This is a genomic window from Solwaraspora sp. WMMA2059 (genome assembly GCF_027497315.1).
Classification (GTDB): domain Bacteria; phylum Actinomycetota; class Actinomycetes; order Mycobacteriales; family Micromonosporaceae; genus Micromonospora_E.
The window spans coordinates 708,956-734,300 of the sequence record NZ_CP114908.1; the positions used below are offsets into that span (position 1 = coordinate 708,956).

At 68.2% G+C, this 25,345-nt stretch carries 17 protein-coding genes and 1 tRNA gene; 9 read left to right on the forward strand and 9 right to left on the reverse strand.

Features of this window, described 5'->3' with window-relative positions:
- Positions 1-57: 57 nt before the first annotated feature.
- From O7553_RS03235 to O7553_RS03245, 3 genes are all read right to left on the reverse strand, one after another.
- Positions 58-1,386, reverse strand: coding sequence for an AarF/ABC1/UbiB kinase family protein (locus O7553_RS03235; protein WP_281553397.1), 1,329 nt, complete (start codon positions 1,384-1,386; stop codon positions 58-60).
- 10 nt (positions 1,387-1,396) lie between these two features.
- The gene (locus tag O7553_RS03240; protein WP_281553398.1) at positions 1,397-2,503 is read right to left on the reverse strand and encodes a hypothetical protein; all 1,107 of its coding nucleotides are present in this window, start codon (positions 2,501-2,503) and stop codon (positions 1,397-1,399) included.
- A 242-nt stretch (positions 2,504-2,745) separates the two neighbouring features.
- Complete coding sequence (locus tag O7553_RS03245) at positions 2,746-2,913, reverse strand: DUF5679 domain-containing protein (RefSeq protein ID WP_281553399.1); 168 nt, start codon at positions 2,911-2,913, stop codon at positions 2,746-2,748.
- Positions 2,914-3,396: 483 nt separating this feature from the next.
- Here O7553_RS03245 and O7553_RS03250 point away from each other — a divergent pair, with 483 nt between their 5' ends.
- A complete protein-coding gene (locus tag O7553_RS03250; protein ID WP_281553400.1) occupies positions 3,397-3,927 on the forward strand; it encodes a M48 family metallopeptidase in 531 nt (176 codons plus the stop codon).
- Positions 3,928-4,011: 84 nt separating this feature from the next.
- Positions 4,012-4,608: a hypothetical protein gene (locus O7553_RS03255; RefSeq protein ID WP_281553401.1), complete on the forward strand. Its 597-nt coding sequence runs from the start codon at positions 4,012-4,014 to the stop codon at positions 4,606-4,608.
- A gap of 16 nt (positions 4,609-4,624) precedes the next feature.
- Here O7553_RS03255 and O7553_RS03260 read toward each other — a convergent pair whose 3' ends face one another.
- Positions 4,625-5,893 (reverse strand): zinc-dependent metalloprotease, encoded by a 1,269-nt coding sequence (locus tag O7553_RS03260; protein WP_281553402.1) that lies wholly within the window; start codon positions 5,891-5,893, stop codon positions 4,625-4,627.
- 160 nt (positions 5,894-6,053) lie between these two features.
- On the opposite strand from O7553_RS03260, the gene O7553_RS03265 reads away from it, so the two are divergent.
- From O7553_RS03265 to O7553_RS03290, 6 genes are all read left to right on the forward strand, one after another.
- Positions 6,054-7,079 carry a PDZ domain-containing protein gene (locus O7553_RS03265; RefSeq protein ID WP_281553403.1) on the forward strand — a complete coding sequence of 342 codons (1,026 nt, stop codon included), beginning with the start codon at positions 6,054-6,056 and terminating at the stop codon, positions 7,077-7,079.
- Positions 7,080-7,182: 103 nt separating this feature from the next.
- Complete coding sequence (locus tag O7553_RS03270; RefSeq protein ID WP_281553404.1) at positions 7,183-10,185, forward strand: UPF0182 family protein; 3,003 nt, start codon at positions 7,183-7,185, stop codon at positions 10,183-10,185.
- 148 nt (positions 10,186-10,333) lie between these two features.
- Positions 10,334-10,410, forward strand: a tRNA-Met gene (locus tag O7553_RS03275).
- Between the two features lie 231 nt (positions 10,411-10,641).
- The gene (locus O7553_RS03280; RefSeq protein ID WP_281553405.1) at positions 10,642-11,409 is read left to right on the forward strand and encodes a hypothetical protein; all 768 of its coding nucleotides are present in this window, start codon (positions 10,642-10,644) and stop codon (positions 11,407-11,409) included.
- 317 nt (positions 11,410-11,726) lie between these two features.
- Entirely contained in the window at positions 11,727-12,476 is a 750-nt protein-coding gene (locus O7553_RS03285) for a hypothetical protein (protein ID WP_281553406.1), read from the forward strand.
- The gene (locus O7553_RS03290) at positions 12,473-14,806 is read left to right on the forward strand and encodes an ATP-binding protein (RefSeq protein ID WP_281553407.1); all 2,334 of its coding nucleotides are present in this window, start codon (positions 12,473-12,475) and stop codon (positions 14,804-14,806) included. Before O7553_RS03285 ends, O7553_RS03290 begins: the two co-directional genes overlap by 4 nt.
- Positions 14,807-14,832: 26 nt before the next feature.
- Here the strand turns inward: O7553_RS03290 and O7553_RS03295 are convergent, their stop codons facing one another.
- From O7553_RS03295 to O7553_RS03305, 3 genes are all read right to left on the reverse strand, one after another.
- Positions 14,833-15,951, reverse strand: coding sequence for a hypothetical protein (locus O7553_RS03295; RefSeq protein ID WP_281553408.1), 1,119 nt, complete (start codon positions 15,949-15,951; stop codon positions 14,833-14,835).
- 97 nt (positions 15,952-16,048) lie between these two features.
- A complete protein-coding gene (fxsT, locus tag O7553_RS03300) occupies positions 16,049-19,972 on the reverse strand; it encodes an FxSxx-COOH system tetratricopeptide repeat protein (RefSeq protein WP_281553409.1) in 3,924 nt (1,307 codons plus the stop codon).
- Positions 19,973-19,988: 16 nt separating this feature from the next.
- Positions 19,989-20,186 (reverse strand): hypothetical protein, encoded by a 198-nt coding sequence (locus tag O7553_RS03305; RefSeq protein WP_281553410.1) that lies wholly within the window; start codon positions 20,184-20,186, stop codon positions 19,989-19,991.
- Between the two features lie 323 nt (positions 20,187-20,509).
- Here O7553_RS03305 and O7553_RS03310 point away from each other — a divergent pair, with 323 nt between their 5' ends.
- Positions 20,510-21,811, forward strand: a complete 1,302-nt coding sequence (locus O7553_RS03310) for an HEXXH motif-containing putative peptide modification protein (protein ID WP_281553411.1) — start codon at positions 20,510-20,512, stop codon at positions 21,809-21,811.
- 141 nt (positions 21,812-21,952) lie between these two features.
- Here O7553_RS03310 and O7553_RS03315 read toward each other — a convergent pair whose 3' ends face one another.
- Both O7553_RS03315 and O7553_RS03320 read right to left on the reverse strand, forming a co-directional pair.
- Positions 21,953-24,088: an RICIN domain-containing protein gene (locus O7553_RS03315; RefSeq protein ID WP_281553412.1), complete on the reverse strand. Its 2,136-nt coding sequence runs from the start codon at positions 24,086-24,088 to the stop codon at positions 21,953-21,955.
- A 55-nt stretch (positions 24,089-24,143) separates the two neighbouring features.
- Positions 24,144-25,327, reverse strand: a protein-coding gene (locus O7553_RS03320; protein ID WP_281553413.1) for an IS3 family transposase whose coding sequence is annotated in 2 segments (ribosomal slippage) — positions 24,144-25,060 and positions 25,060-25,327 — 1,185 coding nt in all. Because the reading frame shifts where the segments join, the coding sequence is not laid out codon by codon here.
- Positions 25,328-25,345: the final 18 nt, after the last annotated feature.

Sequence of the window (25,345 nt, forward strand, 5' to 3'; positions counted from 1 at the left end):
CGGTCCCCGCTGTACACAGCGGGGACCGGGCACTACCCCACCACCCGTGCGTGCGGGTCAGCCGGTCGGGGCGAAACCCGGCAGCCAGCGCCGCACCACGTCCCGGTACCGGGCCCGGGCCTCCAGTTGGCTGAGCACCCCGATCGAGCCGAGCGTCACCCGGTGGATCAACAGGTAGGCCGGCGGCAGGTTGAGGTGTCGGCTCAGCTGGTAAGCCGGCGACTTCGGGTTGGCCAGCCGGGCCGCCTCGTCGCGCAGCCACTGCCGGGTGAACTGGAACTCCTCGGCCGCCAGCGGCGCCAGCATCGGCAGCAGGAAGTCGAGCACCGCTGGGGCGTCGATCGGGTCGTCCGGTTTGATGAAGCCCTCGTCGCGCAGCCCGGCCACCACCGCGTCGGCGTCCCCGTCGAGCGTCAGCCGGACCAGCCGGCCGATCGGCTCGGGATGCCCGCCGGGCAGTCGGGCCACGGCACCGAAGTCGACCACGCCGAGCCGGCCGTCGTCGAGCAGCCGGAAGTTGCCCGGATGCGGGTCGGCGTGCAGCAGCCCGGCGCGGGCCGGCGCGGAGAAATGCAGCACCGCCATCAGCAGCCCGGCCCGGTCGCGTTGGTCCGCCGTACCGGAAGAAACGATCTTCGAAAGCGGGATGCCGTCGATCCACTCGGTGACCAGCACCCGGGGCGCGGCGGCGAGCACCGCCGGCACCATGATCTGGTCGTCGCCGGCGTACGCGGTGGCGAACGCCCGCTGCGACTCGGCCTCCAGCTCGTAGTCCAGCTCCTCGGCCAGCCGGTTCCGCAGCTCGTTGAGCAGCGGCTTGATGTCCAGCCCAGGCTGGATCGCCCGGAACATGGTGCTCAGCCGGGACAACTGCTTGAAATCAGCGAGCAGGGCGTCGCCGGCCCCCGGATACTGCACCTTGACCGCCACCGGCCGGCCAGCTGCGGAGCCGTCGCGCCACACCGCCCGGTGCACTTGGCCGATGCTGGCCGCGGCGGCCGGCCGGTCGTCGAATTCGACGAACCGTTCCCGCCAGTCGGCGCCGAGCTGCTCGGCCAGCACCTTGTGCACCGACCCGGCGGGCAACGGCGGGGCGGCCTCCTGCAGCTTGGTCAAGGCTTGGCGGTACGGAGCGGCGAGCTCCTCCGGCAGCGCCGCCTCGAACACCGACAGCGCCTGTCCCGCCTTCATCGCACCACCCTTGAGCTGTCCGAGCACGCTGAACAGCTGCTCGGCGGTGCGTTCCTGGATCTCGGTGGAGATCACGTCGGAGGCGAGCCCGGTGACCCGCTTGCCCAGCCCCAGGACGGTGCGGCCGGCGAAGCCGATCGGCAGCGCGGCGAGTTTGGCGGTCCTGGACACGGCCCAGCGAGGGATTTCGGTCACCTGGCCATTGTTACCGACGATCGCGGACCGTGACCCCTGGCTGAGCGTGGCTCATGCCACCGGCCCCCGGAGCGTGGCCCATCCCATCGGCAGGGCTCCGCCCCGGTGTGCAGCGGCGCGGGCGGCGACGGTGGCAGTGGCAGCCCTGGTGGGCAGGCCAGGCCCGGCGTCGCAGCCGGGCCGGGGCGTGCACCTCGAGCGCCGCCCCGATCGTCTCCGGGCTCCCACCGTCGACGAACGCCAGGATCTCGGCCGTCCCGACGCTCACCGCCGCCAGCAGGGTCGCCGAGTCGCAGATCGTCGCCGGGCCGATCGCGCACAGTTGCGACGCCAGCTGCGGCCAGCCCGGATCCCGGTCCTGGCGGTGCAGGTCCAGGCAGTTGAGGCACGGTGTGCCGGTCGTCGGCACGAGCGGGCCGACCACCGGCGTCCGGTCCCGGATGTCGACCAGCAGGTGGGCCTGCCGGTGCCGGGCGTAGCTCGCGGCGAGCAGGTTGGCTGGCCGGTCGGCGCCGAGCAGCACCGTCAGGGTGGCCTGGCCGGGCCGTACCGGGCGGGTCTCGACCCCGGGAACCGCCTGGCTGACGGCGGCGGCGACGGCTTCCCGGGCTTCGCGCGTATCGGCCAGGTCGATGGCGACGTGGCCGATCCCCGCCTCGGCCACCGCGACGGCCAGCGGCCGGGCCAGCCGACCCCGGCCGGTCAGCACGATCCGGGCGGCGGCGCGCCGCCGCAGGATCTGCGCCGGGGTGCCGGGAAGTTCGTCGCGGCGCAGCGCCAGGGCGGTCGCCTCGGCGGTCAACCGGTGCCGGGCGTGCTCCGGCAGGTTCGCTGGCAGCAGGGTGTGCGCGCCGACGATCAGGCCTCGGGCGATCAGCATGTCCAGCAGGTGCCGGGCCTGGTCGGCCGGGACGCCGAGCCGGACGGCGTGGTCCACTACGGCGCGGGTCGACCGGCTGCCGTCGAGGAGGTCGAGCAGCCGGGACAGTGCCGGGTCGGTGAGGTCGAGCAGTACGGCGTGCGCCGGGTCCGAGCCGAGCTGCAGAGTGTCGCGGTCCCGCCAGAGGCGGGCCAGGCCGGGCAACAGAGTCGGCCTGAGCAGGGGATTGGTGGGCATGGACAACAGGCTGTCACCGTAACGGAACGCTCGTTGGCTCGTTATCCACAGCCTGTGCCCCGCACATCCTCGGTTATCCACAGGTTCCGGGGAGTTTTCCACAGCCCGGTCGGTGGGGTGTCGCGGCTCGGACATGACGCAGCGTGTAGTGGCGTACGACCGGCTGTTGGTGGTTGTGGTTTGCGATGGCCGTGCGCGTCGAAGGGGCGGCTCCAGCCGCCCCTTCGACGCAGCGCCGCGAGTCAGACCTTGGCTTTACCCAAGATCCGGTTGACTGTTGTGCCGCAGACCGGGCACTTGCCCTTGGCCATGTTCATGCCGGTCTTCGACACTGCGACGGTGCCTTCGAAGTCGCGCTTCTCCTTGCACTTCACGCAGTAACCGTTGTAGGTCTGGGCCTGGTCGGCCACGGTGCCCCTCCTCGTCTCCTCGCCGGGTGGTTGCAGACCCGGCGTGCACCCGCTCGCGGCCACCACCGGTGGCGCCGCGCGCTGGGATTTCTCCGCGGCCACTGTTGACCGCCGGTCCGCGGACCCTACCCAGGACTGGGCGGTTCCATGTCAACAATTCACCGACACTGTGAGTAAGTCGACGTCGAGAGTGTGCATGCCGCAATAGATCGGATAAGTCAGATTCGCAGTGACACGCCGGGAGAAGATCCGCAGGTGGTCACCGGCCGGGGGGTGGAGGTGAAAACTTCTTCGCGATCGCCTACGGTGATCCTGGGCGGCTCGGGCGCGACGTACGGCGGTCGAGTGGGTAACTTTTTTCGCGACAATCGGCCCCAAAAGGGGTGATTCACCCTGGCTGCGCCGTGTTGCCTCTTGCGTTCCCCTGGTCAGTACGGATTAGCGTGCCATCGTGAGCGAAACCCGGGGCTGCGCGGGCCGCTGATGGCAGGGGCGCGTAAGCCGGTCGTCGAGGTACGGCGCAGCCAGCGCCGACGCCGGACGGTGTCCGCGTACCGGGAGGGCGAACGCGTCGTCATTCTCATCCCGGACCAGTTCTCGCGGGCCGAGGAGACCGAGTGGGTGGACCGGATGCTCGCCCGGCTGGCGGCCCGGGAGGAACGCCTCCGTCGATCGGACAGCGAGCTGGTCGGCCGGGCCCGCCGGCTGGTCGACCGGTACCTGCCGGATCATGCCCGAGTGGTGGCCCCGACGAGCGTCCGGTGGGTGACCAACCAGAACAGCCGCTGGGGGTCGTGCACCCCGGCGGACCGGACTATCCGGATATCCCACCGGATCCAGGAGATGCCGGACTGGGTCATCGACTACGTCCTGCTGCACGAGTTGGCGCACCTGGTCGTGCCGAGCCACAACGCCCGGTTCTGGGAGCTCGTCGGCCGCTACCCCAAGGCGGAACGTGCCCGTGGCTACCTGGAAGGGGTGGCGGCGGCCAGCGGCTTCGTCCTGGCCGACTGACCGACCTGCCGGGTGCACCGACTACGCCGACCACCCCGGGTACGCCCCGGACCTGCCGGGTACGCCGCCGCTAGAGTGGGTCAGATGCGCCGTGCCGTGGTCATTCTTCTCGACCTGGTCGACTGGTCGCCACCCGGCACCGATCCCGCCGCCTGGCGGGCCGCCCTGGCCGAGGACATGGTCGACCTGCTCGCCACCCTGAGCCAGGTGGAACCGGCGATCGCCGCGAGCGAAGCGGACCTGCCGTTGGCCAGGTCGATCGCCTGGCCCGACATGCCGATCCATCCGCTGCCGGAGCTCTCGGTCAACGCGGCGCTGGCCGCCGTCGCGGCACACGGCTACGACCAGGCGGCGGTGCTCGCCGCCGACGCGCCGGACCTGCCCGGCCTGCTGATCGGCAAGCTGCTGCGACCGATCACCACCCGGCCGGTGGCGGTGGCTCCGGCCGGCGGCGACGGCGGGGGACTGCTCGGCGTGGCGGCCCAACTGCCAGCTCCGGACTGGCTGCCGCCGCTGAACCTCGCCGCCGATCCGCAGGCCGTCCGGGCGGCGGCGCCGCACCCGGAACAGGTGGCGGTGACGCCGTCCTGGCGTCGGTTGCGGGGCCCGGCGGACCTGGCGGCCCTGAACCCGGCCATCGAAGGCTGGGAGACCACCCGCGCGCTGCTGACCCCCGGCTGAACCCGGGGCCTATCGGTCAGCGGGGTCCGTCGGCCGGCGGCTGCGGCGGATCCGGCTGCTCCGGCGGGTCGCCGCCGAAGTCGATGTCACCGAGGTCGAAATCGGTCTTCGCCTGGGCGAACGCCTCCGGGTCGGCGAAGTCGTCGTCCGACGGCAGCAGATCGGGGTGGCTCCACAACGCGTCCCGGCCGTCGACCCCACGATGGGTGTCCAGCGCGGCCCACAGCGCGGCCGCCTCGCGCAGCCGGCGGGGCCGCAACTCCAGCCCGACCAGGGCGGCAAAGGTCTGCTCCGCCGGCCCGCCGGCCGCCCGCCGACGCCGGAACGCCTCGGCCAGCTTCACGACGTTCGGCAGCCGGTCCCCGGCGGCGCTGTCGACGACGTGACACACCCAGCCCTCGATGAGCGCGAGAACCGTCTCGATCCGGGCCAACGACGCCTGCTGGGCGGGGGTGTCCTCCGGAGTGAAGATCCCCTCCATGGCAATCTCCTGCATCGACTCCGGATTCATCGGGTCGACCCGGCCGAGGGCGTCCTCGATCGCCTCCCGGTTGACGGTGATCCCGGACGCGTAGGTCTCCACCGCGGCCAGCACGTGCCCCCGCAACCACGACACATGCTCGAAGAGGCGCTGGTGGGCCGCCTCGCGCAGCGCCACGTACAGCCGCACCTCCTCCTCGGGTAGCTCCAGGCCGGACCCGTACGCCCGGATGTTCGCGGGCAGCAGCGCGGCGGTGCCGGCCGGGCCGAGCGGCAGCCCGATGTCGCTGGCCGACAGCACCTCGGTGGCGAGCGAGCCGAGCGCCTGGCCGAGCTGACCGCCGAACAGGGCCCCGCCGAGAGTGGTCATCATGGCGTGCATCGGGCCGAGTTGGCTGCGGGCCTCCGGCGGAACGAGGTCGCCCATCGCGCCGACCATCCGACCGGCCACCGGGTCGCAGAGCTTGCGCCACACGTCGAGCGTCCGGTAGATCCACTCGTTGCGGTTCCACGCCGCCGACGTGCGGATCCCGGACGGGAACGTCGACGACGACTCCAGCCACAGGTCGGCGACGCGCAGCGACTCCTCGACGGTGTGCCACTCGTGCGGGTTGACCGACGGGTCACCCTCGGCGGCGAGTTGGCTGGCCGCCACCTGCCGGGCCAGGTCCCAGTTCACCGGGCCGCTGCCCGGAGCGGCGAGCAGCTGCTGCAGCTGCGCCATGAACTGCTGCATCTGCCGGGGGTCGTTGGGGTCCGGAGGCTGGCCGCCGGGGAGCTGGAAGCCGAACGGAGTATCAGGCACGCCCTCCACGGTACGCGGGCCAGCGGCTGCAACGCCGCCAGTGCGTTCCGCTCAGCGCGAAGCGCCGCGTCGCAGGCGCGACGTCACCGCCCGGCTGCGCGGTTTGCGTCGGTACGCGGTCCGCGTCGCGGTCGTGAGCGCAGTCGGTACGCTCAGGCGCATGAGACGTCGCGGTGTCACGGTCATCCTCGGCGCGCTGCTCACCGCACTGCTCGCCTACGCCGTGCTCGCCGCACCGGTCCCGTACGTGGTGCTCGGCCCCGGCCCGACGGTCGACACGCTCGGCACCGACGACGGCGAGGACGTCATCCAGATCACCGGGACCGACACCTCGACCTCGGCCGGGCAGCTACGGCTCACCACCGTCGGCGTACGCCCGAACGTGGGGCTGCGGGAGGCGATCGCCGGCTGGCTGAGCGACTCCGAGGCGGTAGTGCCGTACGAGGTGATCTACCCGCCGGGGCAGACCCAGGAAGAGGTCGAGGAGCGCAACGCCGAGGACTTCGCGGCGTCGCAGACCAGCGCCGAGACCGCGGCGCTGCGCCAGCTCGGCTACCCGGTGCAGGTGCTGGTGAGGGCGGTCACCCCGGACGGGGCGTCGGTCGGGCTGCTCGATGTCGACGACGTGATCACCTCGGTCGACGGCACGCCGGTCAGTTCGGCGACCCAGCTGACCGAGCTGATCCGGGCCGAGCCGGAAGGCAGCACGCTGACCATCGGCTACACCCGCGACGGCCGGTCGGCCACCGCCGAGATCACCACCCGGGCCAGTGACGGCGGCCCACCCCGGATCGGCATCGAGATCACCGAGGAGCAGCCCCGGCCGTTCGAGCTGACCATCGATCTCGACGAGATCGGCGGGCCGAGCGCCGGGCTGATGTTCGCCCTGGGCATCATCGACAAGCTCGAACCCGAGGACCTCACCGGCGGCAAGATCATCGCGGGGACCGGGACCATCGACAACGAGGGCAGCGTCGGCGCGATCGGTGGTATCCCGCAGAAGCTGGTCGGGGCCAAGGAAGCGGGTGCGGTCGCCTTCCTCGTGCCGCAGGCCAACTGCGCCGAAGCGGTCGCGAACGCCGTACCCGACCTGCCGCTGCTGCGGGTGGCCACCCTCGACGAGGCGCTCGACGCGCTGGCCCGGCTGCGTACCGGCGAGAAGCCGACGCTCTGCGGCAGCGACTGACACCCCGGTCAGGTGCACCTCAACCGGCCTTGAGGTGGACACACCCCGTAGTCTTGGTGCCTGATCGCCCAGCGGATCACACCAACGTGCGGAGTACCTAGTCGTGGTCATGCGTAGCAGCCCAATGCCCGGAATGAGCCGACGTGGCCGGGTCACCGTCGGCGTACTCATCGGGATCTTCCTTCTGTTCACCCTGCTCGGCTGGGGGGTGAACGCATGGACCGACTGGTTGTGGTTCGAGGAGGTCGACTACACCCAGGTCTTCACCGGCGTGCTGTTCACCCGACTGCTGCTGTTCGCGGCGGTCGGCCTGGCCATGGCACTGGTGGTCGCGGCCAATCTGTGGCTGGCGTACCGGCTGCGGCCGGCGCTGCGACCGCACTCGCCGGAACAGGTCAGCCTGGAGCGCTACCGGATGCTGCTCAGCCCCCGGATCGGCATCTGGATCGCCGTGGCCGCGGCGCTGGTCGGTGTCTTCGCCGGGCTGTCCGCGCAGAACCGGTGGAGCCAGTGGCTGCTGTTCCGCAACTCCCAGGAGTTCGGCGTCACCGACCCGGAGTTCGGCATCGACATCGGCTTCTACGTCTTCGAGTACCCGTTCCTGCGCTACCTGCTCGGCCTGGCGTTCACCGCGGTGGTGCTGTCGGTGATCGGTGCGCTCGCCGTGCACTACCTCTACGGCGGTGTACGGCTGCAGGGCATCGGTGACCGGATGACCACCGCCGCGCGGGCCCACCTGACCACCCTGGTCGCAGTCTTCGTACTGCTCAAGGCGGTTGCGTACGTGCTGGACCGGCGCGGCATGCTGCTGGAGTACAACGAGCAGGCGCGCATCTACGGCGCCGGCTACGCCGACATCAACGCACTGCTGCCGGCGAAGGAGATCCTGGCGTACATCTCGATCGTGGTGGCGATCGCGATCATCGTGTTCTCCAACGCGGTGATGCGCAACCTGGTCTGGCCGGGGATCTCGCTGGCGCTGCTGGGCATCTCCGCCGTGGCGATCGGCGGCATCTACCCGTGGGCGGTGCAGACCTTCGAGGTCAACCCGAGCCTGCGGGACAAGGAGGCGGCGTTCATCGAACGGGGCATCGTCGCCACCCGGGAAGCGTTCGGGCTGGACATCAGCCAGCAGACGCCGTATCCGGCGACGAACCTGACGCCGCCGGAGAGCCTGGCCACCGACACCGCGGTGGTGCCGAACATCCGGCTGCTCGACCCGCAGCTGGTCTCCGAGACCTACACCCAGCTGCAGCAGGTGCGTGGCTTCTACGACTTCGGCACCAAGCTGGACATCGACCGCTACACCATCGACGACGAGACCCAGGACTACGTCGTCGGCATGCGGGAGATCAACTACGGCGAGCTGACCGAGCAGCAGAGCAACTGGATCAACCGGCACACCGTCTTCACCCACGGGTACGGCATGGTTGGCGCGCCGGCCAACCAGGTGGTCTGCGGCGGGCAGCCGTACTTCGTCTCCGGCTTCCTCGGCGACCAGGCGCAGGAGCAGTGCTCCTCGGCCACTGAGGAGATCCCGGTCGAGCAGCCGCGGATCTACTACGGCGAGCAGATGGACGGCACCGACTACGCCATCGTCGGTTCGCCCGGCGACAGCAACGTCGAGTTCGACCGGCCCACCTCCAGCGGCGGCGAGCAGTACTACACCTACACCGGCACCGGCGGGGTCGAGGTCGGTTCGTTCGGCCGCAAACTGCTGTACGCGATCAACGAGCAGGAGACCAACTTCCTGCTCTCCGAGGCGGTCAACGAGAACTCCAAGCTGCTGTACATCCGCAACCCACGGGACCGGGTGGAGAAGGTCGCCCCGTTCCTGACCATGGACGGCGACCCGTACCCGGCGGTGGTCGACGGCCGGATCCAGTGGATCGTCGACGGCTACACCACCTCGGCGACGTACCCGTACTCGGAGCGGGTGAACCTGCAGGCGGAGACCGCCGACGAGCTGACCGGCCAGGGCACCTTCGTGCTGGCCCGGGAGAACGTCAACTACATCCGCAACTCGGTCAAGGCCACCGTCGACGCATACGACGGCACCGTCCGGCTGTACGAGTTCGACGAGAACGACCCGGTGCTCAAGGCGTGGAACGCGGCGTTCGGCGGCGACCTGGTCATCCCGAAGGCGGAGACGCCGCCGGATCTGGTCGCCCACTTCCGCTACCCGGCGGACCTGTTCAAGGTGCAGCGCAACCTGCTGGCCCGCTACCACGTCACGAACCCGGCCGAGTTCTTCTCGGGCCAGGACTTCTGGGAGGTGCCGAACGTCCCGGACTCGCCGGACAGCGGGGTCAAGCAGCCGCCGTACTACCTGATGACCCAGCTGCCGGAGCAGGACGAGCCACGGTTCCAGCTGACCTCGGCGGTGACCCCGGCCGGCCGGCAGAACCTGGCCGCGCTGATCTCCGGGTCGTACGTCGACGGGCAGCCGCAGCTGCAGGTGCTGGAGCTGCCCGACCAGACGGCGATCTCCGGCCCGGTGCAGGTGCACCAGCGGATGACCAACAACGCGGCCATCCGGCAGCAGCTGAACCTGCTGTCGTCGAACCAGGCGCAGGTGCAGTACGGCAACCTGCTGTCGCTGCCGTTCGGCAACGGCATGCTCTACGTCGAGCCGGTCTACGTGAAGAGCAACCAGACCAACGCGTATCCGCTGCTGCAGCGGGTGCTGCTCTCCTACGGTGACGGCGGTTCGTACGTGGTGCTGGCCAACAGCGTGCAGGACGGCATCCGGCAGCTGATCGAGCAGGCGGAGGCGGGTGGTGCGCCGACGACCCCGCCAGAGGGCGAAGGCGAAGGTGAGGGCGAGGAGCCCGGCGGCACCCCGACCCCGACCCCGTCGGCCACCGGCGACCCCGGCCTGGTGACCCCGGAGCTGCAGGCGGCCGCCGCCGAGGTCAGCGCCGCGATCGACGAGGCCCGCGCCGCGCAGGCGGCCGGTGACTTCCAGCGGTACGGCGAGGCACTGGCCCGGCTGGACGCCGCGATGACGGCGTTCCAGGCGGCGCAGCAGGCGGCCGGGGTGGGTGGTGCCCAGCCGTCGACCACCGACCCGTCACCGAGTGCCGACCCGTCACCGACCGGCTGACGTCAACTGACTGACGCCGAACCGGCCTCGGTGATCCCGACTTGTCCGCTTTTGTGGGTGGATCAGGGTGGGATCACCGAGGCCAGTCGGTCAGTACGGGGGTCGTTTTGCGGCGGGCTGACGGTATGCGCTAGGATTAACTCATCGCCGCGGGGTGGAGCAGTTCGGTAGCTCGCTGGGCTCATAACCCAGAGGTCGCAGGTTCAAATCCTGTCCCCGCTACCACGGTGAACGGCCCGCCAGGGATCTCCCTGGCGGGCCGTTTCGCGTACCGGACTCCCGCCCAGCCCCGTTGAGCCCTCGTCGCCCTCAGGTGCCCGCCGAGACGGCTATCGGACTGAAGCCGTATTCGTGCCATCGGGGGACAGTCACACGGGAATCAGAGCGCTACAGTGACACAGTATGCGAGCGATCCACACTGGTCGGATACAGTCGCTGCTCGCCTGCCTCGTACTGATGACGATCGTGATCGCCGATCCGGCGCGGAGTCTGGCAGCCGAGCCACTGGATCGGGAGGCGTCGACGTTGGTCTGCTTGTCGCCCGCGCGTCAGCAGCAGGTCGGTCAGGCTGCGGAGTTGCTTGGCCTGGTCGAGTCGGCAAGCGGGGACCGGGTGGTACTAGATGGGCAGCAGGTGGCGATCTCGCGATGGCGGGACACTCAGCCGGCCGACTTTGACCGGGCGTGTGCGACCATGATCGCGGCGCTGAGCATCGATCCAGACGCAGCACGCGCCGGACCGACCTCCGAGATGCGTGGCTTGCTGATCGGTGGCGCACTCACCTTGGTGTCCGCTCTGATCAGCGCGTTGTTCACCAGTGTGCTGACGACCGGCGTCCACCGGCGGACTGAGGCGCGCCAGCAGGCCGCCCAGCTTCGGGTGGCCGTGGCCGAGTTCATTCGGGCAGCCGACGAGTCTCTCACCCGGTACGCGGATGCCTCCGCCAGACAACCGAAGGGGACCAGCCTCGACGAGCCCCGCCTCCGGCTGATGCTGCATCTCGATGCCCTGCCAGCGGTCCTGGGCCCATCGATGGAGGTGATCCGTGATTCTGTCGAGACGTTCTGTGAGTCGATGCGCGATTCGTGGTCCGGGCCGGACCGATCGGCGGACAGCCCTCGGGTACGGGAGGCGCGGACCGGACTCATGCATCTGCGAACGGCGGTCGAACAGGCAGCTCGAGAGGCGGAGCGGGCTGCTGGTGTCATCGGCTTGCGACGGTGACAACAGCAGCGGCGTGATGGGAGGGCATCGTGATGACACAGACCAGCAGTGCTCATGCGGGTAGGCCTGAGGAGATTCCGAACCCTTTCGAACTGCCCCCCGTACTGGGTCAGTCCCTCCGTGCGCTGCGCCCGTGGCACGACAGGGAACACGAGGCGTACTACCTCCCAGTGGACAGAGCCGAGGAGGGGTACCGCAGCTTCGTCAACCATCTACCGGACCCGTCGACGCACCTCACCAGATTCGGTCAGTTGGTGGTGGTGGCCGGGCCTACGGGCTGCGGGCGTACCTCGTTGATTCACAGGTGCGTACACCACTTGAAGCAGGAGTTCGATGGCGCCTCCGGCGGCCGGATCATGGCCGCGCCGGTGGCCGACCTCAGTAGAGAGCGGGCGTTCGATCTCGAGATGGTTGGTCGCAGAGGCGATTTCGACCAGTATCTGGCCCTGCTGGCATACAAGATCAGAAGCAGGCTGTCTCGGCAGCTGGAAGGGCTGTCGGACCCAGGGGATCAACCGATGCAGGGGAAGGTGGCTTTCACACGACTCGGGCGGGATCTCGAGGATGCGGACGCAGTCGCGATCATCGTGCTACCGCAGTTCAACGACGCGACGTGGAAGAGATCGATGCTTTCGCTGCAGGCTATGCACCCGATCAACCACTATCTCGACCTTGTCGGCGAGCGCATGATCCTTTTTGCGGAGAGCGATAATCCCCAGCAGATCAAGGACTGGAGCGATCGAGTCCGGGGTGAAGCCAGGGAGGGTGTTCTTGTGATCGAGGTAGGTATGCTGACCGGTACGGACGGGTGGACATTCGCTAACGGGCGGCTGCAAATGTGTGATCATCCTCGGGTTCCGACAGTTACCGCAGAAACTATGCACGCGGTGATGGAGGATCATCGTTCGATGTCCTTGAAGCAGCTCCAGAAGATGTGTTTTCATTTATGGGACGAGGCTCGGCGTCGCCCAGGTGCCAAGGAAGTCAGTAAGCACGACTTCGATCGATACTATGTAGACCGGCGCGACGGCTACCGGCCTCGTGGCCGGGGCACCAGGAATGGATGACCATGATTGCCTCATCGGGAGAGTCGCGGGCGGTCGGGGTCAACCCGTACTCGCCAACCGCTGTTGCGCGTGTCTCGGAGGTCGGCCAGGGCCTGCCGACGGTGTCGACCTGTGCGGTCGAGGAGGCGTTCCGCTATCTTGACGCCTTCCTGGCGCAGGCCGTCCCTCCGGAGCGGGTCGGGCTGTCCGGTCGCCTGTTGACTGTGGTGGGTGAATACGGCACCGGCAAGTCTCATCTTGCGGCGGCCCTGCTGCATCGGGCTCGTCGATCGGGTGACTCGGCGGTGCGCACCCTGTACGTTGAGGCGCCCCAGTTCGGCTCGTTGGTCGACCTGTACAAGCGCTTTGTCGGTCGTCTCGATCGGGAGGACATCGTCGACCTCCTGCGCGACTACTACTCCGAGGTGGTCGCCGATGGGCTCAGCCACGTGCCACATGCGCAGCAGATCGCTGACGACCTGCGGCGACATGTCATCGAGCCGCAGGCGGTGGTTGACGACCTCGGGTTGCCGGAGAGCGTCCTGCTGCCCCAGTTGCAGGACCGGCTGATCGAGGCAACCGGCGATGACGACCTTGGTACGGCGATGACGTTGCTGCTCGACGAGCGGACCGCAGTGCAAGCGTGGGACTGGTTGATCGGCAACCGGTCGGACGGCTTCGTCACGGAGCACGGACTGTCGAAGTACATCGATAGTTCAGCTGCTGCCATGTCGGCGATCATCGCGCTCCTGAACTTGCACGGCCGGAGTGGCCGGCGATTCGTCGTCGTACTGGACGAGCTCGACCGGGTCCTTGATCCGGCGGATCAGCGAGATGCGGGTGTGGTCGGGCAGTTTCGAAATCTACTGACTGCGGTGGAGGAGTCCGGAGCATTCTTGATCATCACCGGTCTGGTGGAGATTACCCCGCAACTGCAGGGAGACGTGCTGCAGCGGATGGGACATGCCGTCCGGATGACTCCGCTTACGGGGCAGGAGGCGCGTGAGCTGATTGAGCAAAGCCATCTTGCGGCCCGAGGCGACAGCGACATAGCCCCGTTCCTCGACGATGCCGTGCAGTACCTCGTTGACATGACCCACGGCGTTCCGCGGCAGTTCATCAAGCTCTGCCATCATCTGTACCGCCGAGCCGAGCTCGAAAGTACGGTGATAGGAATCGAACTTGTCCAATTGGTGGCTCGGGATCATTTCGACTTCGCCACCATTGATGATGTGCGGCGTGAGGTGATGCTGACTCTCGAACGTGAGGCCATCGGATTTGAGCGGCGTCGTCAGCTTGACGTTGACGGCCGGTCGTTGCTCGACCTCGTCGTGCTGAACGAGGACGGTGAGCCGAGTTGCGTCATCCTGCTCTCCGAGGGCATCATGCGGGAATCGGACGTCGAACGGGTCGCTCGCCGAGCTGCGGCCGCTCGATCAGAAGGTGTCGACGTCGAGATCATCCTGGTGGTGGTCGGCTACCTGGCACCCGACGTGGCCTCGAACGTCCGCAACGTCGTCCTGGCCGAGCCGATCGAGTACGAACGTCGAACCTTGGCGAGCGCCGTGGTTGCCAGGATCGCGCATGTGCTTCAGCGTGACCGGTTGAGCGAGACTGACCCGGTCCGGCTGATGGTTACCCGGGTCGATCGGCTCGTTCGCCAGCAAGCCGGCGCGTACACCATGATCGACCGGCTTGAGCAGCAGGTCCGTGACATGCGGCGGACGACCAACCAGCGCCTCAGCGAGATCTCCGCCGATGTGGCTGGCCTGCTCACCGGGGCAGTGTCAGTGAGCCGGGCCGTCCCTGTGCCGACACAGCCCGGCCCGATGGACGAGATGGGCGAGATCGACGAACTGTTCGAGTCGGCGATCGACGCTGCCGTACGGCTCGGTGACGGACTGCCAGACGCCTTCACCCAAGCATTCAGAGCAGCTCCGGGCCTCTCAACGGCGATCAGATCCGCACAGGAGCGCATCCACGGGTGGACCGCCGATCCCGACAGCTTCAGCCTGCTGGGTACGGCCGTGTTCCTGCAATCCCTGATCGAATCTTTTCGACAGGCGGTCGTCGAATGGCGAATGCGGCGGGTGTCGGTGGACCGCGCCGACGCCGCGTCGTCGAGCACCGACCTGGAACGGCTGGACGTTCTCTGCCTCACCTACGAGGCGATCTTCGACTACGCGTCGTTGCAACATCTCAAACGTCTTGCCGAATCCATGGCGTTGCCGCCGGAAGCGGCCGCCGCGACTGGTCCGCACCCAATGCATCTCGACGACATCCGGGAGGTGTTCGGAGGGCTTGGCGCACGGGTACGGGCAGCGGCGCGACGCACGATCGGCGACGTGTGATCGGTCGGCGTCACGCCTGCGGCATCTCAACGAAGCGGCTGGACGGCGGCTGCGGCCGGGCCGCTCACCGCAAGGACGACCTCGGTCAAGTGATCGTCGGCTATATCCACCTGGTCCTGATCGAGGCACAGGCCGATGACGTACTCCCGTCCCGACAGACGGTAGTAGTAGATCGCGCCGATGTCCGTATCGAGTACCGCGCGGACGACCGGTCCACCGATCGCAGGGCGGGCGGTCCGGCCAAGCTCCCTGAGGTAGGCGGCAGTCGGGGGACCCATCGCGTTGACCTGCTGGCGTCGGTGGCTGGGCGAGTGGTGGTAGGCAACTCCACGTAGCTCGGGCGTACCGAGCGCGTCGACCGAGAACAGCTGTGCCTTGTCGTTGAAGCACGCGACAAGGTGCAGCCCGGTGCCGTCGACGGCGGCTGCGCAGGCGTTGAAGGCCCAGTGATGACGGTCGCCGGTGATCGCCAGGTCTCGCCGGGGGGCGACGGACGTCTCGAGGTTCCGCCGCGTCGTGGAACCGATGGCTGGCACCGGCTGGGGCGCGCCCGCCGACAGTTGGCTCGGGCTGTCGGCCACGTCGCGGTCGAACGCGGACTCCCGGAAGTGTTTCGTGTCCCAGGCACCCAGGTTCTGTCGGGGCAGCCGAATGCTAGCTCTGATCTGATCGACCAGCTGTGAGAGTGCGCTGTCAGCCTCTTGGACGGCAGGCTGCCGGGCCAGTGACGCAACCTGGTCGGTGGCCAGACTCAGGGTCCCGGCGACGAGCAGCACACTGGGAACTACCCGGGCACAGTAGAAGGCTCCGCCGGCCGACTGGAGCACCGTGCGCAGCGGCACGCCCTGACCGAGGGGCCGTAACCACTCGTGCATCACCTGACCTGACTGAAAACTCAGCCGCCTCGCCACGCGGCGGCAGTTCTCGACACGTCGATCGTCGTCCTGGCCGGGCCCACCAGGTGCGTACAGGTCGAAGTCGCGGGATCCGGGACTGCAATGCGCCAGGTAGTGCAGCGGTCCGCCAGCCCGAAAGAGGCCTCGACAGTAGGCAATCCGATCGTCGACGTCGCTGAACTGGCGACCAGTCGGCTCCTGCGTCACGATGATTGCGTCGGAGTACTCTCGGTGCGGCGAGCCGATCACCGAGTCCGCATGTGGTCCCTGCTCTGTCGGCACGTGAGACTTCCTTTGCTGTGGTCGTGGTTCGCCGGGACGGGGGTCGGGTTTCGCCGGATGCTTCTCAGCGCCGCGGGATGTCGATATCGAGGTCGTGGGTGGATAGTGGGGGGGTGGGACCCGTGCTGGCGGATCGACGCGTTGCCTGCTCCCATACTCGAAGATTGGCACGCGCGATGTCGGGGTAGGGATGCCCTGGCGGCAGGTCCTCCTCACACAGCTCGACGGCCTGACCAGCGAGTCGCACTGCGGCATCTACCGCACCACCGTGCCCCAGGTTGCCGGCCTGGTTGATGGTTGCCGCGAGCACCCACGGGTGGGTCTCGGCCGGCACAGCGGTCCGGATGATCCGCAAACCGTGGTCACCGACCCGCCGGCTCTCGTCGAGATCGCCGACACCGCGTAGGAACAGCGCGAGATTGACCAGGCAGATGCCGGTGAGCGGATGCTCCGGGCCGAGTTGGCGCTGGTAGCCGCGGTAGCAGGACTGCCCGAACTCGACCACTCGTGCTGGTGTCTCCCGCAGCAGATGCATGTCGGTGGCCAGCGCGAGCCTGCAGGCCAAGGTGTCGAGGTGGTTCGTCCCGCGCAGCTGCTGGTACCCGCGCAGCGCGTCGGCGTGATTCTCCTTCGCCTGAGGCACCATGTTCTTGCGGCGTTGGGTGACCGCGAGTACCCGGATGATCCGCAGCGCGCTCGCGCTGTCCGTCGGGATCTTGCCGGTCGGATGGCCCATCCAACCGCGAGCATCGTCGATGGTCCGAGTCGCAGCGTGGTAGTCGCCCAGCTCACGTTGATATGTCGCCAGGTTGGCAGCGGCCCACCAGAGGAAGGGGTCTCTCGTGCCGAACACCCGCAATCGGCGGTTGACCACTTCTCGTTCCACCACCATCGCGGTGTAAAGGTCGCCGTCGAAGTACGACGACAGCGCCAGATTGTGCGCGACCATCAAGGTCTGCTGGTGCTCCTCGCCGTATGCCTTGCGCAGAACGTCGTAGGCGACGCCCTCATGACTCTTGGCGAGCTCGAACTCTCCGAGCGCCCGTACGTCCCCGGCGATCCCCTGCAGCGTGGTCGCGGTGTTCGGATGCTCCTGCCCGATGGTGCGCAACTGCAGTAGCCGCAGTTGCTGAGCAATCTCGAGCGACTCGCGGTACCGGCCCATCCAGCGCAGCAGACTCGCCTGCTCGCCCCGTAGCTGCATATTGATGCGATCGGTGGGCGGCACCGCTGACGACCAGTGGTCGAGAGCCTCGTCGATGACCTTCAGGGCGACATTCGCGCTGTCCCAGGTCTCCTGGCGGCGCATGTACCGAACTTGTCGGACGACCCACCTGCGCACCTTCGGGTCGGTCTCGGCCACGGCACCGCTGGGCAGCAGATGGGGTTGCAGCTCGGCGAGGCGGTGCCGTTGCCAGCGGCCGTCGACCTCCGCTCCGGTTGGGGCGTAACCTGCCAGGCCGAGCCGCAGGTGACGGCGAACCTCGGCGGCCCGCGCCGGCGGCAGGGCGCCACGTACCGCGTCCTGTACCGCTCGGTGGATACGGATCGAGGGACGCTGCCCCCAACGTACGTCGAAGACGCCGAACCGGGCCCCGGTCCAGACGACCTCGTCGAAGATCGCGGGGTCATTGCGCACGCGCTCTTCGCCATCGTCTGACAGCGTGGCCAGCTGATCGATCATCGAACTCGAACGGAGCAGCGTGAGACTGATGTCGTCGGACGACAGAAAGGAGCACATCTCAGCGAGGTGAATGGCTATCCGACCAATCTCCGTCTGTCGCAGCGTCGCCTCCAACGCACGCCAGGATCGCCGTAGCGCGTGGTAGGTGGGATCGTCGTCGGGCACCGACACCGCCGGCGATGCATCCGTATCGGCGGGCAGACCGGCCGGGGATTCGGGCCGGAGGCTGGCGACCATCGCTTCGGTAGCGGCTTGGAGATCTGCGGGCGCGTACGCCATCAGGTGGTGTCTGCTCTCCCGTAGCCACGCCCCGGTCAGCCGCAACGAAAGCGGGAGCTGCCCCACCTCGGCGACCACCGCGGCGCAGTGCTCCTCGCTGAGTTCCGGGACGTAGGCGCGCAGCAACTCGGTTGCGTCGTCCGTCCCGAGGTGGGTCACGACGAGCATGCGCGGGGTGGGCGTATCGGTGATCCTTGAGGTCACCACCACGTGTCCGGCGGCGGACCCGACCCACCCGAGAAGCTCCCGATCGTCGAGCCCGTCGAAGATGAATAGACACGGTCTCCTGGCGGCGAGCTGCAACAGGTGGTCGAATGCTCGTCGCGGCTGCTCCTCAACGCCATCGGTGTCCACCTCGGTTGGATTCGGATCCAGCAGCTGGAACTGATCGTTGAGTCGGCGAAGCGCAAGGGCGATCGATTCCCAGCTGTCCGCCGGGATCCACCAGACGATGTCGTAGTCCTTTTGGAACCGGTGGGCGTACTCGTTGGCCAGCTCGCTCTTGCCGACTCCGGTGGCACCAACTACCAGAACAGGCCCGGGGCCGTCAGCGAGTAACTTGTCGCGGAGCGTTTCAAGATCGTCGACTCGGCCGATGAACTGCTGATTGCGGCCGGGAAGGTCGACGGTCTGCGGCAGCTGACGGTGTTCAGGCAGGCCGCCCGGATAGCGCGGGCGGAACCCGGCACGGTCGTCGTAGGGCGTCTCGATGAGCAGGAACTGCCGACGTAGCCGTGCCTCGGCGTCACCGGCGGACAGGCCGACCAGATCGAGACATGGCACTGTGGCATCGAAGTCAGCCGGGGTCGGAGCGGTGACGGCCACCTGTACGACCGGGGCGGATTCGTCGGTGACCTGATCGGATACCTCAGTGGGCGAGATCATCGCGTCGCGGAGCCGTTCGGCGATGCGGCGTACTCGCCCGTCGGCCGTGGCGAGCCCGCCGATCACGACGAGGCTCGGCGGCGTCGACTGCTCGATCCACGAATCATCGGCGGGTAGCCGGCTGGTGGGCAGGCCCTGCTGTCGCAACCGGTCGGTGATCCAGTCCGCCCAGCGCCGGTCGGCCGGTCGGTACGCAAGGTAGACCTTCTCCGGCTCGGCCTGCGGATCGAACCCGAGCGCCCGTTTGTAGCGCATCCGTAGTCGTCGACCGACATCCGGAGCGGTCGGAACGGCACCGTCGGTCATCGCGTGGACGACGCCCGTCAGACCTGTCCGGAGGCTGCCGCGATCGAGAATGATGGCGAGAGCTTCCCGCTCGATGTCGTACGAGTGGCGCGGCACCTCGACGAACGACACGGTGACACCCGCGCTTGCCGGCCCGGCGAGCTGGGCGAACTGTTGCCGGGCGGCATGTAGCCACTCGGCCGCGTGAGGTTCGCCGAGCCGTACCTGGGTCGGGGTGGCCACCAGGCGCAGACCGACAGGAGCGGCGTTGACCAACGCGCCTGCCAGCCGCAACGCGTCCTGCTGCACTCGCTGGTGCGACCGGAAGCAGACCGCGGCGGCGTCACAGAGACAGGCGAGCTGGTGCAGCGCGCTCTGCGAGTTCTGCGGCGGTGCGTCGAGCAGCACGTAGTGGTAGCTGGTCTGCTGCAGCAGGCGTCGGAGCTGGCTACCGTCGCCGGCACCGTCGGGCAGCGCTGCCGGGTAGAAGCTGTCGGAGGTCGCGGTGACGACGTCCACGGCGTCGGCCCAACCAGCCGCCTGGAAGCGTTGGACACTGGTCTCCGACATCGTGTCGGTGCGGTCGGCGATCATCCGCAGAGCCGCGCCGAGCGGTTCGTCGACGGACGTGGTCACGTCAAGGAAAGGATGCAGGTAGTCCTGGACGCGGGGTGCGTTACCTCCCCAGTCGAGAATGAGGACCCGGTGTCCGGTGCTGGCAAGTATCCAGGCGATGTTGGCGACGATGCTCGTCTGCCCGGCGCCGCCGCCGGGGGAGACGAAGACCAACACTTCGGCCGTCTGCCGCCCCGTGCCAGTCTTGCCCGCCGCGGTCGTCGTCGGCGTGTCGGTCATCTTGAATCTCTTTCGATCATGAGGGTTGTGCGGCGCTGCTCGCCGGATCGCCATCGTGCTGACCAAGGAAGAAGGCGATCGGATTCAATCGTTCGTCGAGTAGATGATCGAGGGAGATCTGCAGGGCATCTGGTGGCATCTCGGACAGTGTGTGCAGGTCGACGTCGGTGAGGTCGACGAGAAGTGTCTCTTGCTCGTGCCGATCTTGGGTCATTCGCCGGTCCTGTCTGCCGGGGGTGCCCTGTTGCGCGGGAGCATCGTCGCTCGCTGCGGCGTGGAACGCCAATCGTAGTGCAGATCGCCGTAATCCTCACCGACGTCGCGCAGTCTCTGTGGACGCTGTGGGAAGTCGGATGTACGACTGTCGGACAGTCAGGCGGGTCAATGCCACTTCCCCAGATGATCGACCTTGCGCTCCACGCGGCGGCAATGATGTGCGATCATCGATGAATAGGTGGGGCGAAGATTGCGGTAGCAAGTCGGTAACCAGGAGCTTCGGGAGCAGGCATGATCCAACCGCACCGATTCTCGAGGAACATGCTGACTGAGTTCGCGCAAGGTGGTGGTGCCCCCGCCGGCATCCGGGTCCTCGCCGGACTGCAGAACAGCCGCAGCAGACTGTTCTGCTGGATGCTGCCCGACCTCGCGCGACGGACCAGCCACCCGGAAGCAAGACAGACCATGTACGCATACCGCCTGCTGGCTGATCTCGAGCGAGCCTCGCCCACTGCGGTGCACGACGTACTCTGCTATCCGGCGGTCGGGGCCTGGCTGGGCCGCACCGTGGCGGCGCTGTCCAGCCACCGACCCGCTCACCCGGGCCGACTCGCCCTGGTCGCGGCCGCAGTGGCGGCACGTTGCGGGGCCACCGCCGAGGTGCCGGTCGGCCCTAGTCGTTCCGACCACGGCATCGTGCTGCCGTCCCTGGGCATCGCGACCCTGCCGGGAGGCAGCTGCGACCCGCTACGCGTGCGGCCCGCGGACGGTGACCTGGCGCTGCTGGAACGGGCCGGGCGGCAGGTGATCGTTCCCATCCCGACGGCTCACCGGTCTGCGGCTGGGGACAGGCCGACCTCGCGGGACTGGGACGGTCTCCCGCAGGTGCTGATCCGCCGGCAGGTCGCCATCGACGGTTCGGGGTGGCAAGGGCTCGGCAACGACGAACCAGGGTGGCCCCGTACCGTCGACGAGCGCCACCTCGACCTGCGCCGCTGGACCGGCGGCGTCCGCGCCGGCTGGCTGCTGCTCGCCGAACATCATCCCGAGGTCGCGGCGGAGGTCGCCGAATGCGTCACCGCCGTCGTACCGATGCAACTGCTGGGCAGTTCGGTCGGCAGTGCTACCTTCGCGGGCGCGTTCGGTGCCGTCGCGATGTCCTCCCCGGACGACACGCGGACGGTCGCGGTCACCCTCGCGCACGAACTGCAGCACGCGAAGCTGCTCGCCCTGAGCGACGCCCTTCCGCTGATCGTTCCGACGGATGACGACAAGCGCTACTACGCGCCGTGGCGCCGGGATCTGCGGCCCCTAGCCGCGCTGCTGCACGGCGCGTACGCCCATCTCGCGGTCGCCACGTTCTGGCAGCGGCAGCAACGGGTCGAAACCGATCCGACTCACATCCACCTCGCCCAGGTGCGGTTCGCCCGGTGGCGCGCCGCCGTGCGGGACACGTTGCGGGTGATCAGTCGGAGCGGCCAGCTGACCGGGACCGGTCAGCTGCTGGTCGACGGGATGTGGACGACGGCGGACCGGCTCACGCGCGAGCGGCTGCCTGCCGCTGCCCGCCGCGAAGCCGCGGAGATCGCGGCCTCGCACCGCAGTCAGGTCGACGTCGGCTGAGGAGGGTGAACGTCGGTTGACTCTACCGCGCCCGGCGGACCCTGCTGTGGCCCGGAGGTCCCCGCTACCACGGTGGACGGCCCGCCAGGGAATCTCCCTGGCGGGCCGTTTCGCGTACTGGACTCCCGCCCAGCCCGGTGATCAGCTTGCCGCCTCCCACAGCCACGTCTGGATCAGTTGCGGGTCGCCCTGTTCGACCGTGAGCTGATTGCCGACACCATGATCGGACAGGTACAGGTCCTGTGGCACCCCGGCCACGACGGTACGGTTCGCCAGCGTCATCGACATCGACTGCTGGCTCTCGCACCACAGGTAGCCGTCGGTGTTGCCCCGGAAGTGGTGCAGCGCCACCGCCGCCCCGTCGACGGACACCCCGGTCGGCGCGGCGCTCAGGTAGCCGCCGGAGTTGACCAGGTAGGAGCAGTTCTGGCCGTTGGTCTGCCCGGCGGGAAGGACGCTGAACCGCTGGTTGTCGCCGTCGTTCTCAGCGTGCAGGATCGCCGGTGTGCCGTTGGCGGTGCCTCCGCCGGCGATGTCGACCACCAGGTCGGTCTGCTGCAGCGGCGGGAAGTGGTTGATCTCCCGCAGATCGGACATCGACTGCGTGGTCTGGAAGAACCAGCGTTGCTCGGCAGAGCCGTCCCAGTCCCGCCCGGCGACCGAGCGTGCGCCGGGCACCGCCGTCAGCATCTGCCGGGTGACCATGTTGCGCAACGTCCACGTGCCGTCGCCCTGATAGTCGGGCCGCCAGAGCTGATCCGCCGCCTCGTGGGGCCACTCCACCACCGGTGCGTCCGCTGCCCCACCCTCCTGGCCCATGAAACTGCGGGTGACCGGGTGGACCAGCCGGTAGTAGGACGGGAACTCCGCGCTTTCGTCCAACCACCACGGCTGCTGGAAACCCGAATGGAACGGTATGTCGAGGATGCCGTTGCCGATGCGGAAGGGGTCGATGTCGGCGACGTTGGTGGTGCCGGCGTTGCGCAGCACCGCGTTTCCTGGTGGGGTTGGTTGCTCCACCAGCTCCGGCGGGTCGGCTGCGGCTTCCAGGACCAGCCGGAACCGGGCCGGCAGATGATCCGACAACAGGACCTGCGACAAGGTCTCGGAACCGGTGATCCGGGGTATGTTGCCGGCGTCCGGTACGACCGCATAGTCGAGGTACCGCTGTGGATCCGCGGTCGGGTGGGTCGGTGAAGGCGGAGCGTGCACCCGGAACTGTCCGGCGGGCAAAGCGTTGGCCAGACTGTCCGGATCGCGGTTGAAGTCGCCCATCGCGACCCAGTCCAGTGACTGGTTGCCCGGCCCAGCGGTGAGCATCCGTTGTCGGATCGCGCCTAGCAGGCCAGGCATGTCGTTCCCGTTGCCGGAGAAGCCGTGCACGGTGAAGAAGACCGTGCCGCCCACGTTGACCCCCAGCGCCGGTCGGCCGCCCATCGGCGAGGCGACCACGAAAATCCCGTCCGCTGGCACCTGGCTGCGGGTGGCGATGGCCAGGTTGACCCGGCCCGGCCCGTTCGCCGAGGTGTCCGTGTGCAGCCAGTAGAGGTAGCCCTGGGGGCGGCGGGCGGTCCCGCCGTGGCGATACTCCCGCACCGGTGGGAACGTCCCGTTGGCCCGCTGGAAGTCGGCCTGCTGGTGGTCGGTCGGCGGCCCGGCACTGGGCGGTGGTGCACCGGCCTCCTGCAGGGCGATCACCGTGGCACCGCCGGTCACGGCCAGCGGCAGGACTCCGTTGGCGTACTTGTCCTCGTACTCGCCGTCCTGGCCGCTCCAGCCGCCGGACGTGCCAGCGCCCTGCATGTTCCAGGTGGCCGCCTGGCGGACCTCCTCGAAGCGTGGGTCGAGCTGCCCGACATTGATCAGGAACAGCGACGGTTGGCGGTGCCCGGTCACGGCGACTACACCTTTACCGCCTGTGTAGTCGAGGGTTTCCCGGCCTGACCAGTCGGGGATCACCGACCCGGCTGCGCTGAGGTGGCGGAACTGGCGCGGGTGGGTCGGGTCGGAGCCGAAGTGGTAAACCGTTTCGGACGGGTTGGTGGTGCCGGTGACCGAGTACGGCTCGTAGGTTGTGTACGGACCGCCGGGCGTGAGTTGCTTGGACAGTTCGTTGTGATAAAAGACGTTCTGCGGTCCGGCCGACCCGGACCATTTGATCGCCTTGGGCCCAGCCGCCCACCAGATCGGATACCAGGTGCCCTCGTCGACCTGGCCGCCCTCGCCCCCGCAGTTGGCGGTACAGCTGCCCGAACTGTGCTCGTACGGCACCCGCACGGTGTTGTCCTCTGAGGGGCCTCGCGTTTTCCGGACAGTGGTTCGGCCGGTTCTTTCACGCCGCGATTTGAAGGTTCTCGAACTCTGCGTGGACTTCCCGGGGAGGTCGGTAGCCCACCGCTGAATGCAGACGCTGACGATTGTACCAGAATTCGATGTAGGCAGTAACGTCCCGGCGTGCCGCCTCACGAGTGGGATACTTCACACGCGACACGCGTTCGTTCTTCAGCGCACCGAAGAACGATTCCGCCATCGCATTGTCGAAACAAATTCCGGTCCGGCCAGCAGATCGCCGCAACCTCAGATCCCGAAGCGTTCTGCCGTAGTCGTCCGACATGTAGTTGCTGCCCCGGTCCGAATGAAAGATGGCGTTCTTCCTGAGTTCGCGATTCCGGGCGGCGTTACGGATGGCGCGGGATATCAACGGCGTCTGGTAGTGGTCGTCCATCGCGTATCCGATGACTTCCTTCGTGCAGCAGTCGATGACGGTCGCCAGATACAGCCACCCCTCGCCGGTCGGGATGTACGTGATGTCGCCGACGAGCTTCTCGCCAGGCGCGTCGGCGGTGAACTCCCGGCCGACGAGGTCAGGCACCGTGCCGGACGACGACTGGGTGAGACCCCACCGCCTCGGGCGGGGCTGGCACGGCACGAGCCCGAGCTCGCGCATCAGCTGGCGGACGAGTTCCGGCCCGGCGGACACGCCCTGGCGCCGCAGTTGCGCGTGGACACGTCGATGCCCGTAGGTGCCGTCGGACGCGGCGAACACCTCCTCGATGGCCGATCGAAGGTGGGCGCGGCGGGTGGCGGTCGCGGAGTCGGGGCGGGTTCGCCATTCGTAGTATCCGGACCTGGACACGCCGAGTTGTTCGCACATGAAGTCGACGGGGTAGGCGTACTTCGCGGTGTCGAGTCGCATCGTCTCGATGAACTCGTACAAGCTCGTTACCGAGGGTCCTTCGCGAAGTACGCCGCGGCTTTTTTCAGGAAGCTGTTCTCCATTTCGAGTTCCCGGTTGCGACGTTCGAGTTCCTTCAGTCGAGCGCGCTCGTCGACGCCGATCGGTGGGCTGTCCTGGGCGCCGCTGTTTTCCCGCCGGTACTGGCGGACCCAGGAACGGAGCGTCTCCGGGTGAACGTCGATCTCCCGGGCAACCTGCGACACTGGCTTGTTCGACTGTAGAACGAGTTGCACTGCTTCTTCACGGAACTCTGGGGTGTATGAGCTTATGCGTGCCATCGCGCTTCTTCCCTCGAC

Bases quoted from the DNA above. Each gene is read 5' to 3' on its own strand.
- O7553_RS03240 (WP_281553398.1), bottom strand. From the start codon at position 2,503: ATGCCCACCAATCCCCTGCTCAGGCCGACTCTGTTGCCCGGCCTGGCC.
- O7553_RS03250 (WP_281553400.1), top strand. From the start codon at position 3,397: ATGGCAGGGGCGCGTAAGCCGGTCGTCGAGGTACGGCGCAGCCAGCGC.
- O7553_RS03255 (WP_281553401.1), top strand. From the start codon at position 4,012: ATGCGCCGTGCCGTGGTCATTCTTCTCGACCTGGTCGACTGGTCGCCA.
- O7553_RS03265 (WP_281553403.1), top strand. From the start codon at position 6,054: ATGAGACGTCGCGGTGTCACGGTCATCCTCGGCGCGCTGCTCACCGCA.
- O7553_RS03280 (WP_281553405.1), top strand. From the start codon at position 10,642: ATGACGATCGTGATCGCCGATCCGGCGCGGAGTCTGGCAGCCGAGCCA.
- O7553_RS03290 (WP_281553407.1), top strand. From the start codon at position 12,473: ATGACCATGATTGCCTCATCGGGAGAGTCGCGGGCGGTCGGGGTCAAC.
- fxsT (WP_281553409.1), bottom strand. From the start codon at position 19,972: ATGACCGACACGCCGACGACGACCGCGGCGGGCAAGACTGGCACGGGG.
- O7553_RS03305 (WP_281553410.1), bottom strand. From the start codon at position 20,186: ATGACCCAAGATCGGCACGAGCAAGAGACACTTCTCGTCGACCTCACC.
- O7553_RS03310 (WP_281553411.1), top strand. From the start codon at position 20,510: ATGCTGACTGAGTTCGCGCAAGGTGGTGGTGCCCCCGCCGGCATCCGG.